Here is a 13071-nt window from a genome sequence, read left to right as displayed (position 1 = left end):
ACCTCCCGGCGCGGATCATTTCTTCCGCAGCTTGTCCAACTCGGCCTGCAGCAGCGCCACGGTGTCCGCGCCGATCTTGGGGCGGAACTCCTCGACCACCGGCGCGGTGGCGGCGCGCAGCTTCGCCACCTCCTCGGGCGGCAGCTCGGTGACCTCCATGCCGTTGGCGCGGATCTCGTCCAGCGCCTTGGAATCCGCCTCGCGCGACACCTGGCGCTGATAGTCCCGCGCCTCGGTCGCGGCCGACTGCAGCACCGCCCGCTCCTCGTCGTTCAGCTTGTCCCAGAACGTCTTGCTGACCAGGACGATCTGCGGGTTGTACTGGTGGCGGGTCAGGGTCAGGTATTTCTGCACCTCGTAGAACTTGGCGTTCAGGATGTTGGCCGACGGGTTCTCCTGGCCGTCGACGGTGCCGGTCTCCAGCGCGCCGTACAGCTCGGGATAGGGCATCGGCACGGCATTGGCGCCGAGCGCGTTGAACAGCGCGATCGGGATCGGCGACTGGATGGTGCGGATCTTCAGCCCCTTGATGTCCTCGACCTTCGCCACCGGGTGGCGGTTGTTGGTCAGGTTGCGGAACCCCAGCTCCCAATAGGCCAGGCCGACCAGCCCCTTCTCGGGCAGCAGCTGCAGCAGATGGTCGCCGAACGGGCCGTCCATCACCGCGTCGGCCTCCTGCGGCCTGTCGAACAGGAAGGGCAGGTCGACCGCGCCGAAGGCCGGGGCGTTTCCGGCCAGGATACCGGCATTCATCACCGTCATCTCGACGATGCCGCCCTGCAGCCCCGACAGGGTCTGCACGTCGCCGCCCAGCGTGCCGCCGGGGAACAGCTGCACCGTGATCTTGCCGCCGCTCTTCTCGGCGACGATGGCGGCGAACTTCTCCATGCCCGTGACCTGAGGATGGCCCTTGCTGTTCGCCGCCGCGAATTTGATGTGCTGCTCGCGGATCTCGGCCCGCGCCGCCGGGGCCAGCACCAGCGCGGCCGACAGCGCGGCGATCAGGCCGGTCAGGGTCCTGGACATGGTGATCCTCCCAATCTTTCTTTGGTTGTCTTCCGTCGGCCCGGTCATCGGGCCAGCCACTTGGCCGGAACCGTCACCAGCTCCGGGAACAGGATCAGCAGGGCCAGCACCGCCAGCTGGGCCAGGAGGAAGGGCCAGACGCCCTTCATCAGCTCCTCCATGGTCAGCTTCGACACGCCGCAGACGACGTTCAGCACGGTGCCGACCGGCGGGGTGATCAGGCCGATCGAGTTGTTGATGATGAACAGCACGCCGAAATAGACCGGGTCGATGCCCGCCTGCTTGATCACCGGCATCAAGACCGGCGTCAGGATCAGGATGGTCGGGGTCATGTCCATGGCGGTGCCGACGGCCACGACCAGCAGCATGATCACCGCCATCAGCAGTGTCGGGCTGTCCATGAACGGGTCGAGCATCGCGGCCAGCTGGCCCGGCAGGTCGGCGACGGTGATCAGCCAGGCGGAGACGCCGGCGGCGGCCACCAGGAACATCACCACGCTGGTGGTCTTGGCGGCCGAGACGAACACGTCGAACAGCTGTCCGGGCCCCAGCTCGCGATAGACCACCATGGCCACGAACAGGGAATAGACCGCGGCCACGACGCCCGCCTCGGTGGGCGTGAACACGCCGAATTTCAGCCCGACGACGATGATCACCGGCAGGAACAGCGCCCACAGGCTGTCGGCGAAGGCGCGCAGGCGCTCGCGCCCGCTGCGGCGGGGCGGCAGGGCGACGGGCTCGTGCCGGATCACCAGCAGCCAGGCGACGCAGAGGGCGAGGGCGATCATCAGGCCGGGCGCGATCCCGGCCAGGAACAGCTTGGTGATCGAGACGCCGCCGATGACGCCGAACAGCACGAAACCGATGCTGGGCGGGATAATCGGTCCGATGATCGCGGCCGAGGCGATCAGCCCGCCGGACCGGCCGGCGCCGTGGCCCGACTTCAGCATCATCGGCATCAGGAGGGCGCCGAGCGCCGCGGCGTCGGCGACGGCCGAGCCCGACAGGCTGGCGATCAGGCAGGCGGCCAGGATGACGACGAAGCCGAGCCCGCCGCGGATATGGCCGACCAGGGCCATGGCGAGGTCGACGATGCGGCGCGACAGGCCGCCGGCATTCATCACCTCGCCGGCCAGGAGGAAGAAGGGCACGGCCATCAGCGGGAAGCTGTCGGCGCCGTTGATGACGTTCTGGGCGACGATCTGGGAGTCAAACAGGCCGAGATGGATCATCAGCGCGACGCCGCTGAGGATCAGGGCAAAGGCGATCGGCATGCCGATCGCCATGGTGCCGAGCAGCGACGACAGGAAGACGGCGACGACCACGGCTCAGCCCTTCCGCGCGGCGTGCGGGGCGGGGGAGGGGGCATCGAGGGCGGCGAGCTCCTCGGAGTCGCGGACCAGGATCAGCTCTTCGGGCCCGGCCCGGCCGAGGATCAGGCGGGCGAGGTCGGCCAGGATGATCAGCGCGGCCGGCACCGCGAAGGCGATGCCGGCGCCGTACAGCAACGCCATCGGATAGCCCACGGCCGGCGAGGCGACGCCGAGGTTGATCGCCGCCTGCTCGATGCTGCCCTTCAGCAGCAGCCAGATCGCCAGCAGCGCCAGCGCGCCGGAGAGGGCGAGGCAGGCCTTGGCCGCCGGCCGTGGCAGGCGGCGCAGCAGCGTGTCGATGCCGATATGCCCGCGCTCGCGCAAGGTGACCACGGCGCCGAGGAAGATCAGCCAGACGAAGAACAGCCGCGACAGCTCCTCCGACGCGGTCAGCCCCAGGTTGAAGGCGTAGCGCAGCACGACGTTGCCGAAGACCAGCACCACCATCCCGGCGAGGAGAAGGGCGATCAGCAACCTCAGCAGGGCGAAGTAGGAGTCGACGACAAGACGCATCGGGCGCTCTCCCTGTGATGGCCGCCGGCCGCGGCTTCGTCGGTTCCGAATTCTTCTTTCTCAGAAATGTACGAACTGGTACGTATAGTCAAGCCTTCGGCTGTGCCCTGTCGTCATTGCGAGCGCAGCGAAGCAATCCAGGCCACTCGTACCGGCCTTGGATTGCTTCGTCGGCTTCGCCTCCTCGCAATGACGGGAGGGGAGGCGGTTTGAAACCGCTTGTTCGCGGCCATGAAGTTCCGGAGAAGTAGAGGCATGTCCGCCGATCGGGCGGCATCGGTGCGGGAGACGGGCCAGGCGATGGCGGGCAGGACCAGATCGGGCGCGGCGGAGCGGAAGACCACCCGCAAGAACGATCCCGAGCGCACTAGGCAGGACATTCTCGAGGTCGCGACCGAGGAGTTCGCGACCTACGGGCTCAGCGGGGCGCGCGTCGACGCGATCGCGGAGCGCACGCGCACCTCCAAGCGCATGATCTACTACTATTTCGGTGGCAAGGAGGGGCTGTACCTCGCGGTGCTGGAGAAGGCCTATGCCGATATTCGGGCGGCCGAGGCCGAGCTGCATCTTGAGGACCTGCCGCCGGAGGAGGCGATGCGGCGGCTGGCCGAGTTCACCTTCGACTATGACGAGGCGCATCCCGATTTCATCCGCCTAGTCAGCATCGAGAACATCCACCGGGCCGAGCACCTGCAGCGCACCGCCTCGATCCGCAGCGCCAATCTCGGCATCATCCAGACCATCGCCTCGATCCAGGAGCGTGGTCGGAAGGCGGGCGTGTTCCGGGCCGAGATCGACCCGGTCGACCTGCACATGCTGATCAGCGCCTTCTGCTTCTTCCGCATCTCCAACCGCCACACCTTCGGCACCATCTTCCGCCGCGACCTGTCGGAACCGGGGCTGCGGGAGACGCATCGGCGGATAATCGGCGACGCCGTCATCCGCCTGCTGCAGGGCGGGGCGGAGGCGGCGGAGGTCGCTCCGGCCGGAGAGGCCTCTAGCCCGGTCCGAGCGAAGCGAAGTGCCGGGTCATCCGCTCGGCGTCCGGCGTGATGCCGGTGAACAGCCGGAACGCCTCGACCGCCTGGAACACCGCCATGCCGCCGCCGTCCAGGGTCCGGCAGCCGCGGGCGCGGGCGACGCGCAGCAGCTCGGTCTCGAGCGGGAAGTAGACGATCTCGGCGACCCAGTGCCGGGGCTTGATCAGCTCGGCCGGCAGCGGCAGGCCGGGATATTTCGCCATCCCGGTCGGGGTGGCGTGGATCAGCCCGTCCGCTCTCGCCATGGCGGCGGCCAGGTCCGTGCCCGCCACGGCGCGGCCCGTCCCGAACCGGGCGGAAAGGCCGGCGGCCATGGCCTCGGCCCGGCCTTGGTCGACATCGAAGATCGCCAGTTCGCCGATCCCGAGGGTGAGTGCGGCGTGGGCCACCGCCGCCCCCGCACCGCCGGCGCCGAGCTGGACCGCACGGTCCTTGCGGACATCCGGCAGGCCGCGCCGGAAGCTCTCGGCGAAGCCCCACCAGTCGGTGTTGTGGCCGATCCGCCGGCCATCCGCGAACACGACCGTGTTGACGGCGCCCAGCGCCCGCGCGTCGTCGGACAGCGCGTGCAGCAGCGGGATCACCGCCTGCTTGCAGGGATGAGTGACGTTGAGCCCGGCGAAGCCGCGCCGCTCCGCCGCCGCGACCAGCTCGGGCAGGGCCTCGACCCCGCGGCCGATCACCTCCAGGTCGATCAGCTCGTACTCGTAGCGCAGCCCTTGTTCGGCGCCCTCGCGCATGTGCAGGGCCGGGGTCCGCGACGCCTGGATGCCGGCGCCGATCAGGCCGACGCGGATGGTGGCCGGGCGGATATGGGTCATGGGTGGGTGTCGGCGCCGAACCGCCCGAACATGATGACTCCGCAAGGACGCGCGGTGCGTCTCGGACGATCCATGGTTCCCGCCTGTGCCGGTGTCTTCCCAGTTTTTGAAAATGTACGAACTGGTACGTTCAAGTCAATCGTGAGATCGGCCGGGCCCGGATGGGATTTCTTTGTCATGCCGTCATCCCGGGCGCGGCGCAGCACGGAGTGATGCGCCGCAGAACCGGGATCTCTTCGATGACAGTGCGGAGATCCCGTGTCTGCACCGCGGCACTTCGCGCCGCGGCGCGCACGGGATGACGACCCTTCGGGGGTTCGTCGGTATCAGGTCACCGGCGCCGGATTGAACAGGGTCAGGGCGTTGAACAGGCCCCAGCGGTCGGACCAGGGCTTGGCCCGGCCGCTGGCGACGTCGAGGATCAGATGGAACAGGTCCCAGCCGACCTGCTCGATCGTCGCCTCGCCGCTGGCGATCCGCCCGGCGTCGAGGTCGATCAGGTCGGACCAGCGCTGCGCCAGGTCGGTCCGGGTCGACATCTTGATCACCGGCGCCGCGGCCAGGCCGTAGGGCGTGCCGCGGCCGGTGGTGAACACCTGCAGCGTCATGCCCGAAGCCAGCTGCAGCGTGCCGCAGACGAAGTCGCTGGCCGGGGTGGCGGCGAAGACCAGGCCTTTCTTCCGCACCCGCTCGCCGGGGGCCAGCACGTCGACGATCGCGCTCGTGCCCGACTTCACCACCGAGCCCAGCGCCTTCTCGACGACATTGGCCAGGCCGCCCTTCTTGTTGCCGGGCGAGGGGTTGGCGCTGCGGTCGGCCTGGCCGCGGGCGAGGTATTCGTCGTACCAGGCCATCTCGCGGATCAAAGCGCGGCCGACCTCCTCGGTCGCAGCCCGCGGCGTCAGCAGATGGATGGCGTCGCGCACCTCGGTGACCTCGGAGAACATCACCGTGGCGCCGGCGCGGACCAAGAGGTCGGCGGCGAAGCCGACTGCTGGATTGGCGGTGACGCCGGAGAAGGCGTCGCTGCCGCCGCACTGCACCCCGACCACGAGGTCGGAGACCGGGCAGGTCTCGCGGCGGCGACGGTTCAGGATCTCGAGCCGCGCCTCGGCCATCGCCAGGATCGAATCGACCATGGCGCCGAAGCCGGCCTCCTCCTGCAGCCGGACAATGCCCGGAGGCATGCCGTCGGGCATCAGCCGCTCGGGCTGCAGCTTCTCGCAGCCCAGGCCGACGATCATCACCTCGCCGCCGAAATTCGGGTTCAGCGCCAGGTTCTGCAGGGTGCGGATCGGCACCACCGCCTCGGGCGCGTTGATGGCGACGCCGCAGCCGTAGCTATGGTTCAGCGCCACCACGTCGTCGACGTTCGGGAAGCGGGGCAGCAGCTGCTCCTTGATCCGCTTCACCGCGAAATCCAGCGTCCCGGCCACGCATTGCACGCTGGTACTGATCGCCAGCACGTTCTTGGTGCCGACCGACCCGTCCGGATTGCGGAAGCCCTCGAAGGTGTAGCCTTCGAGCGGCGGCAGCGGCGCCGGCGGCCGGGTCGCCAGCTCCAGCCGGTCGAGCGCGGGCGCGGCCGGGACCAGCACCGCCGCTTCCTCGACCCAGTCGCCGGTCCGGAGCGGCCGGGCGGCGCGGCCGATCACCTCCCCGTAGCGCCGGATCTCGGCGCCCTCGGGAATGTCGGCCAGGGCCACCTTGTGGCCCTGCGGCACGAACTGCCGCAGGGTCGGGCCGTCCGGAAGGCGGGTGCCCTCCGGCAGGCCGAAGGAATTGACCACGATGGCGACGTTGTCGGCCTCGTGCAGCCGGATGGTGCGGGGTGTTTCGGCGTGGGCCGTTCCTGGCTCCGGCATCGGCGCCCTCCCGTCAGGCCGCGGCGGCGAAGCGGCTCTGCGCCAGGCCCTTGACCAGCGCAGCCAGCTGCTCGGTCTCGGCCTCGGTCAGGTCCACGAGCGGCGAGCGGACCGGGCCGGAATCCCGCCCGATCACCCGCATCCCGGCCTTGATGATCGACACCGCATAGCCCTTGCGGCGGTTGCGGATCGCGATCAGCGGCAGGATGAAGTCGCGCAGCCCCGCCTGCACCGTCTCGCGGTCACGGCGGCGCACAGCGGCGTAGAACTTGGTCGAGAACTCCGGCACGAAGTTGAAGACGGCCGAGGAATAGGTGGTGACGCCCATCTCCAGATAGGGCAGGGCGAAGGTCTCGGCCGTCGGCAGGCCGCCGATATAGGTCAGGCGATCGCCCATGCGGGAATAGACCCGCGTCATCAGCTCGATATCGCCGATCCCGTCCTTGTAGCCGACCAGGTTCGGGCGGCGCTCGCACAGCCGCGCCAGGGTCTCGTCGGTGACGATCGCGTTGTCGCGGTTGTAGACGATGACGCCGAGCTTGGTGGCGGCGCAGACCGCCTCGATATGGGCCGCCAGCCCTTCCTGCTCGGAATGGACGAGATAGGGCGGCAGCAGCAGGATGCCGTCGGCGCCGGCCCGTTCGGCCGCGGCCGCCATTTCCCGTGCGATCGCGGTGCCGTAGCCCGCGCCGGCGATCACCGGCACCCGGCCGCGGGTCTCCGCCACCGCCGTGGCGACCACGGTCTCGACCTCGGACGGGGTCAAAGAGAAGAACTCCCCGGTGCCGCCGGCGGCGAACAGCCCGGCGACATCGTAACCGCACAGCCAGTCGAGGTTCGAGCGGTAGCGCTCGGCGTCGAAGGCGTTGTTGCGGTCGAAGGGGGTGACCGGGAAGGACAGCAGGCCGGAGCCGAGGCGCTGCGCCATCTCGTTCGGGGTCATCTTGGCCATGAATCATCCTCCCGGCGTCGATATTGAATTCGATGTCGTTCTAGCGTCCGGATCAATTCCCTTCCAACCCAATTGCTGGATCGATCGATGCGGATTGAGTATCGGATGCCGGACGTCTGAAGGTCCGACGCGCGCGCTCGACCTCGACCCGGATCACGCAGTCGGCGGCGTGATCGTTGATCAGCCCCATCGCCTGCATGAAGGCGTAGACCGTGGTCGGGCCGACGAAGGCCCAGCCCCGCTTCTTCAGATCCTTCGAGAGGGCGATGGACTCCGCTGAGGTGGAGGCGGTCTGCGGCTCCGCGGAGCGCTTCGGGTCCGGCTCGTAGCGCCAGAGGAAGGCGGCCAGCGAGCCCTCCCGCTCGACCAACTCGCGGGCCCGCCGTGCGTTGTTGATCACCGCCTCGATCTTGCCGCGATGGCGGACGATTCCGTCGTCCCGGAGCAGGCGCTCGACATCGCGTTCGGTGAAGCGCGCCACCCTGTCGAAATCGAAGCCGTGGAAGGCTGCCCGGAAATTCTCGCGCTTGGCCAGGATGGTGCGCCAGCTCAGCCCGGACTGAAAGCCCTCCAGGCACAGCTTCTCGAACAGGCGATGGTCGTCCGCGACCGGAAAGCCCCATTCGGTGTCGTGATAGGCCAGGAACTCCGGCGCGGCGCCGCACCATCGGCAGCGCGGCCTCCCGTCCGGCCCGGCGATCGTCATGCTCATCGTTCAGCCCCTCCGGACAGGAAAGCGCTCAGGCGAGCAGAAAATCCAGCCGCGCATCGGCCCTGGAGGGGGAGAGCTCCAGGATCTCGGCTGTCACCACGCCCTCGGCCACGAACGGATCGGCATCCACCCGGTCCTGCAACTCCGGCCGGCTCGTGCTGTGCGCCAGGATGCCGCCGCCCAGCCGCGGCTGCAGGCTGCCCGCCAGCAGGAACACGCCGTCGTCGAAGCCGCGCTGCAGCCACTCATTGTGGCCCTGCATGAACTGGCCGGCCTTGTCCCTGTTGTCCGAAAACCTGAGAAGGACCACGAACATCGGTTTTTGCCCCTGTTGATATCCCGGGTCGGATCTTGGCCGTTCGGGGCCGCGTTCCCACTCGAAATTCCTGCACAGGGTGCTGAAAGAATTTTTGATCGGCCTATCCTTCGCCCGACAGCAGAGGCGCCGCTGCCTTCAACCTGCGGGCGAGGGCGTCGCACGCGGCCCGCACCCGGGGAACCCGGGCGATCTCCGGATGGACCAGCAGCCACAGGCCCTGGTCCAGGGCCGGAATCGGCCGCTCCACTTGCGCCAGCTCCGGAATGCTGCCGCCGACAAAGCAGGGCAGGACGCCGAAGCCGATGCCGGAGCGGACGGCCCGGGCGGCGCCGAGCAGCGTGTTGGCGCGGAAGCGGATGCCGCCGTCGGGCGCATGCGCCGCGACCCAGGTGCCGAGCTTGGTGCAGGCCAGCGCGGCGTCGAAGCCGACCCACGGCCGATCGTCGGCCCGGTGATAGGCCTCGGCCAGCGACATTTCGGCATAAACGGCCGCGGCCACGGTCCCCACGCGCCGCCCGCGCAGCGCCGGATCCGGGGAATCGGTGACGCGCAGGGCGATGTCGGCGGAGCGCTGCGCCAGCGACAGCACCTGGTTGGAGACCACGAGCTCCAGGGTCAGTTCCGGCGCATCCCGGCAGATGTCGGCCAACATCCCGGGCAGGAGATAGTCCGCCACGGCGTCGGGCGCCGTCAGCCGCACCGGGCCGCTCGTGCTCCGGTCCCGTCCGGCGATCCGCCCCTCCAGCGCCGCGATATCCTCCCGCAGCCGGCTGGCCAGAGCTCTCATCTCCTCGCCCGCCTCGGTCGGCCGGCACAGCGAGGGCGTGCGCTCGAACAGGCGTGCGCCGAGCCGCTGTTCGATGTGCCGCAGCCGCCGCGACAGCGTGGGGTGGCTGATGCGCAGGACGGCCGCGGCGCCGGAGATGGTGCCGCTCTCGGCGACCGCCAGCACGAGGCGAAGATCGTCCCAGTTCAGAAGGGCCGGCTGCGAAGCCATGGGAGGGCGGTCTGGCCGAGGTCGTGGCGAAAAGTGATCGAGGATACAGCGGGCCGCGCCGGCGCGGGAGGCTTCAGCCCTCGACCTCGCTTTCCTTGGGTTCGGCCAGCCGGTGCTGCTCCGCCATCTCGCGGGCGATATCGAGGATGATGGGCAGCAGCGGATTGTCGTTGTCCTGCCGCCAGGCGATATAGAGCTCCGCCGGCCGCGGCGCCGCGAGGTTGAGCGGGCGCAGCGTCACCCCGCGGATCTGCAGTTGCAGCGCCGCCTCCGGCACGATCGAGAGGCCGAGGCCGGAGCGCACCAGCGCCAGGATCGAATGGATCTGGCTGAGATGCTGGACGTAGTCGGGCAGCAGGCCGGACCGGGCGAACAGCTCGATCACCAGGTCGTGGAAATAGCGCGCCTCATGCGGCGCATACATGATGAAGGGCTCGCCGGCGAAGTCGCGGAGCGACAGGCTGGGGGCGGCGGCGAGCGGATGGTCCTCCGGCACCGCCGCCATCAGCCGCTCCTCGGCGATGCGGAAGCTGTCGGTGCCGGCCTGCACCACCGGCGGCCGCAGCAGCCCGGCGTCGATCTGGCCGGAGGCGAGCGCCTCGCTCTGGTCGGTCGAAACCATCTCCCGCAGCACCAGCGTGGCGTCGGGCAGCCGGCGGCGGCAGGCGGCGACCAGGTCGGGCAGGCAGCTATAGGCCGAGGTGGCAGTGAAGCCGATGCCGATCGCGCCGGCCTGTCCGGCAGCGACGCGGCGGGCCAGGAGGGCCGCGCCCTCCGCTTGCTTCAGCAGGCGCCGCGCCTCGACCAGGAAGCTCTGCCCGGCCGGGGTCAGCCGCACCGACCGGCTGGTGCGCTCGAACAGGGCGACGTCGAGGATGCGCTCCAGGATCTGCACCTGCCGGCTCAGCGGCGGCTGGGTCATGTTCAGCCGGGCGGCGGCGCGGCCGAAATGCAGCTCCTCGGCGACGGCGACGAAGCAGCGCAGCTGGTTGAGGTCGAACATGAGGGGGCGTTCCGCAGCGGTTGCTGGCGGATACTGCCCCGGCCGGTGCGGCCGACGGAAGGGAAGAGGCCGGTTCAGCCCTCTCACCGCTTCAGCTCGACCCGCTTGATCTCCCCGACCACGAAGAGATAGGCGGCCATGGCGATGAAGGCGTTGAGGCCGACGAACAGCAGCGCGCCGTTGAAGGAGCCGGTGGCGTGCAGGATGTAGCCGATGATGATCGGCGTGGTGATGCCGGCGGTGTTGCCGAACATGTTGAACAGTCCGCCGCTCAGCCCCGCGATCTCCTTCGGCGAGGTGTCGGAGACGACGGCCCAGCCCAGCGCGCCGATGCCCTTGCCGAAGAAGGCCAGCGCCATCAGCCCGACCACCAGCACCGGGTCGTCGACGTAGTTGCAGCCGATGATCGTCATCGACAGCAGCATGCCGCAGACGATCGGCAGCTTCCGCGCCAGGGTCAGCGAGCCGGTGCGCTTGTACAGATGGTCGGAAATGACGCCGCCCAGAACGCCGCCGATGAAGCCGCACAGGGCGGGCAGCGAGGCGACGAAGCCGGCCTTCAGGATCGACATGCCGCGGTCGTTGACCAGGTAGATCGGGAACCAGGTCAGGAAGAAATAGGTGATCACATTGATGCAGTGCTGCGCGATGTAGATGCCGAGCAGCATGCGGTTGCCCAGAAGCTGCTTGACGTCGCTCCACCGCCCGGCGGAGGCGCCCGGCTTGGTGCCGCCGACCGACATCAGCGCGCCGCCCTGCTCGATATGCTCCAGCTCCGCCCGGGTGACCGAGGGGTGCTCCTTCGGCCCGTGGATGGTCCGGTTCCACAGGACCACGAGGACGATGCCGAGCGCGCCCATGACGAAGAAGGCCCAGCGCCAGCCGTATTCCTGCACGATCCAGCTGGTCAGCGGGGCGAAGATCACCGGCGCGAAGTACTGGGCCGAGTTGAAGATCGCCGACGCCGTGCCGCGCTCGGCGCTCGGGAACCAGGCGGCGACGATCCGGGCGTTGCCCGGGAAGGACGGCGCCTCGGACAGGCCGACGGCGAGGCGGAACAGAAACAGGAGGGCGACCGCGGCGCCGGCGCCGAAGAACCCGGCCCAGCCCTGCAGGAAGGTGAATAGCGACCAGAACATGATGCCGAGGGCGTAGACCCGCTTGGTCTCGTAGCGGTCGAGCAGCCATCCGCCAGGGACCTGCACCGCGACATAGGACCAGCTGAAGGCCGAGAAGATGTACCCCATCGCCACCGGGTCGATCCCGAACTCATTGGACAGCGGGGTGCCGGCGACGGAGATGATGGCGCGGTCGGCGTAGTTGAGCACCGTCACCGCGAACAGCATCAGAAGAATCTGATAGCGGACGCGACTCCTGGCGACGCGGTCGACGGCGGTGGCGACGGCCATCGGGTTCCTCCCGGATTCGGCTGTGAAAGCCCTGTTCTCGGGGCGAACCCTAGGAGCCGGTTCGATCCACTTCTATTTCCGAATGGGCATCGATCCATTCAGGAATGGCATTGAAGGTCGTCGGGTTTGACCCTCCTCGTCATGGCGAGGAGGCGAAGCCGACGTGGCCATCCAGGGGGCCGTCCACATATGGATGGCCACGCCCCTTCGGGGCTCGCCATGACGGGCTGCTGTTTCGAGATGTCAGCTTCAATCCCACACCGCCAGCATCTCTTTCTGGACATAGTCGAGATGCGCCGCCATCGCCGCCCGGGCCCGGTCCGGATCGCCGGCGGCGATGGCGGCGGCGATGCCGTCATGGTCGGCCATGATGTGGTCCAAGAGGGCGGGCTGCCGCGCCAGATGCTGGTGAAAGGCGGCGCTCAGCCCCTCCTCGCGGCCGCGCCACAGGGTCTGGGCGATCTCTTTCAGCGCCTGGTTGCCGCAATGCTCGGCGATCAGCAGGTGCAGGGCCCGGTCGGACTCCTGCGACCATTCCCGCCGCGCCGTCTGGCCGCGCATGGCGGCGACGATCCCGGCCAGCTCGACCCGTCCTTCCTCGGTCATGTGGCGGGCCGCCAGCGCCGCCAGTTCCGGCTCCACCACCGCCCGCGCCTGCATGATCTCCAGCGCCGAATGGTCGGCCTCGGGCAGGGGGCGGCCGGGTTTGGCGGCGGCGCGGACGAAGGCGCCGACCCCGATCTTGACCTCGACCAGCCCCGCCACCTCCAGCGCGATCAGCGCCTCGCGCACCGTCGGGCGGCTGACGCCCAGCTGCTGCGCCAGGTCGCGCTCGGAGGGCAGCTGCTGCCCCGGCCTGAACTCGCCGGACTCGATCAGCGCCGTGATCTGCTCGGCGATCTGGATGTAGAGCTTGCGATTGACGACCGCTTGTAGGGGCATCGCGCCCTGCCGTTGCAAAGGACCTGTCTTCGGTCCGGCCGGCATCCCAATCGGATTCTAAATCCCATCTGAACTGGCCTGACCACTTGACAGCCTAGC

13 protein-coding genes are annotated in these 13071 nt (G+C 69.1%); 1 reads left to right on the top strand and 12 read right to left on the bottom strand.

What is annotated here, in order from left to right:
• Nucleotides 1-15 precede the first annotated feature (15 nt).
• The 3 genes from KXR53_RS21460 to KXR53_RS21450 are packed head-to-tail and all read right to left on the bottom strand — an operon-like array spanning nucleotide 16 to nucleotide 2912.
• Nucleotides 16-1026 (bottom strand): TRAP transporter substrate-binding protein, encoded by a 1011-nt coding sequence (locus KXR53_RS21460; protein ID WP_437377307.1) that lies wholly within the window; start codon nucleotides 1024-1026, stop codon nucleotides 16-18.
• A 44-nt stretch (nucleotides 1027-1070) separates the two neighbouring features.
• Nucleotides 1071-2351, bottom strand: coding sequence for a TRAP transporter large permease subunit (locus KXR53_RS21455; RefSeq protein ID WP_437377306.1), 1281 nt, complete (start codon nucleotides 2349-2351; stop codon nucleotides 1071-1073).
• A 3-nt stretch (nucleotides 2352-2354) separates the two neighbouring features.
• On the bottom strand, nucleotides 2355-2912 hold the full coding sequence (locus tag KXR53_RS21450) for a TRAP transporter small permease (protein WP_437377305.1): 558 nt from the start codon (nucleotides 2910-2912) through the stop codon (nucleotides 2355-2357).
• A 255-nt stretch (nucleotides 2913-3167) separates the two neighbouring features.
• On the opposite strand from KXR53_RS21450, the gene KXR53_RS21445 reads away from it, so the two are divergent.
• On the top strand, nucleotides 3168-3965 hold the full coding sequence (locus KXR53_RS21445) for a TetR/AcrR family transcriptional regulator (protein ID WP_437377304.1): 798 nt from the start codon (nucleotides 3168-3170) through the stop codon (nucleotides 3963-3965).
• Here KXR53_RS21445 and KXR53_RS21440 read toward each other — a convergent pair.
• The 9 genes from KXR53_RS21440 to KXR53_RS21400 form a co-directional block, all read right to left on the bottom strand.
• Nucleotides 3910-4773, bottom strand: coding sequence for a shikimate dehydrogenase (locus KXR53_RS21440; RefSeq protein WP_437377303.1), 864 nt, complete (start codon nucleotides 4771-4773; stop codon nucleotides 3910-3912). The genes KXR53_RS21445 and KXR53_RS21440 overlap by 56 nt on opposite strands.
• A gap of 326 nt (nucleotides 4774-5099) precedes the next feature.
• Entirely contained in the window at nucleotides 5100-6638 is a 1539-nt protein-coding gene (gene garD / locus KXR53_RS21435; RefSeq protein WP_437377302.1) for a galactarate dehydratase, read from the bottom strand.
• Nucleotides 6639-6651: 13 nt separating this feature from the next.
• Entirely contained in the window at nucleotides 6652-7590 is a 939-nt protein-coding gene (gene kdgD / locus KXR53_RS21430) for a 5-dehydro-4-deoxyglucarate dehydratase (RefSeq protein WP_437377301.1), read from the bottom strand.
• A gap of 52 nt (nucleotides 7591-7642) precedes the next feature.
• Entirely contained in the window at nucleotides 7643-8302 is a 660-nt protein-coding gene (locus KXR53_RS21425; RefSeq protein ID WP_437377300.1) for a DNA-3-methyladenine glycosylase I, read from the bottom strand.
• 28 nt (nucleotides 8303-8330) lie between these two features.
• Entirely contained in the window at nucleotides 8331-8618 is a 288-nt protein-coding gene (locus tag KXR53_RS21420; RefSeq protein ID WP_437377299.1) for a YciI family protein, read from the bottom strand.
• A 103-nt stretch (nucleotides 8619-8721) separates the two neighbouring features.
• Nucleotides 8722-9618, bottom strand: coding sequence for a LysR family transcriptional regulator (locus KXR53_RS21415; protein ID WP_437377298.1), 897 nt, complete (start codon nucleotides 9616-9618; stop codon nucleotides 8722-8724).
• Nucleotides 9619-9691: 73 nt separating this feature from the next.
• Nucleotides 9692-10621, bottom strand: coding sequence for a LysR substrate-binding domain-containing protein (locus tag KXR53_RS21410; RefSeq protein WP_437377297.1), 930 nt, complete (start codon nucleotides 10619-10621; stop codon nucleotides 9692-9694).
• An 83-nt stretch (nucleotides 10622-10704) separates the two neighbouring features.
• Nucleotides 10705-12030, bottom strand: a complete 1326-nt coding sequence (locus tag KXR53_RS21405) for an MFS transporter (protein WP_437377296.1) — start codon at nucleotides 12028-12030, stop codon at nucleotides 10705-10707.
• A 249-nt stretch (nucleotides 12031-12279) separates the two neighbouring features.
• Nucleotides 12280-12972, bottom strand: coding sequence for a FadR/GntR family transcriptional regulator (locus KXR53_RS21400; RefSeq protein WP_437377295.1), 693 nt, complete (start codon nucleotides 12970-12972; stop codon nucleotides 12280-12282).
• Between the last annotated feature and the right edge of the window lie 99 nt (nucleotides 12973-13071).

This window comes from Inquilinus limosus, from assembly GCF_051487185.1.
Taxonomy (GTDB): domain Bacteria; phylum Pseudomonadota; class Alphaproteobacteria; order DSM-16000; family Inquilinaceae; genus Inquilinus; species Inquilinus limosus_F.
Note: the sequence above shows the minus strand (reverse complement) of the source record. Positions and strands in the feature narration are given on the sequence as shown.

Coding starts and splice junctions, on each gene's coding strand:
- KXR53_RS21460 (WP_437377307.1), bottom strand. CDS start 1,026: ATGTCCAGGACCCTGACCGGCCTGATCGCCGCGCTGTCGGCCGCGCTG.
- KXR53_RS21450 (WP_437377305.1), bottom strand. CDS start 2,912: ATGCGTCTTGTCGTCGACTCCTACTTCGCCCTGCTGAGGTTGCTGATC.
- KXR53_RS21445 (WP_437377304.1), top strand. CDS start 3,168: ATGTCCGCCGATCGGGCGGCATCGGTGCGGGAGACGGGCCAGGCGATG.
- KXR53_RS21440 (WP_437377303.1), bottom strand. CDS start 4,773: ATGACCCATATCCGCCCGGCCACCATCCGCGTCGGCCTGATCGGCGCC.
- garD (WP_437377302.1), bottom strand. CDS start 6,638: ATGCCGGAGCCAGGAACGGCCCACGCCGAAACACCCCGCACCATCCGG.
- kdgD (WP_437377301.1), bottom strand. CDS start 7,590: ATGGCCAAGATGACCCCGAACGAGATGGCGCAGCGCCTCGGCTCCGGC.
- KXR53_RS21425 (WP_437377300.1), bottom strand. CDS start 8,302: ATGAGCATGACGATCGCCGGGCCGGACGGGAGGCCGCGCTGCCGATGG.
- KXR53_RS21420 (WP_437377299.1), bottom strand. CDS start 8,618: ATGTTCGTGGTCCTTCTCAGGTTTTCGGACAACAGGGACAAGGCCGGC.
- KXR53_RS21415 (WP_437377298.1), bottom strand. CDS start 9,618: ATGGCTTCGCAGCCGGCCCTTCTGAACTGGGACGATCTTCGCCTCGTG.
- KXR53_RS21410 (WP_437377297.1), bottom strand. CDS start 10,621: ATGTTCGACCTCAACCAGCTGCGCTGCTTCGTCGCCGTCGCCGAGGAG.
- KXR53_RS21405 (WP_437377296.1), bottom strand. CDS start 12,030: ATGGCCGTCGCCACCGCCGTCGACCGCGTCGCCAGGAGTCGCGTCCGC.
- KXR53_RS21400 (WP_437377295.1), bottom strand. CDS start 12,972: ATGCCCCTACAAGCGGTCGTCAATCGCAAGCTCTACATCCAGATCGCC.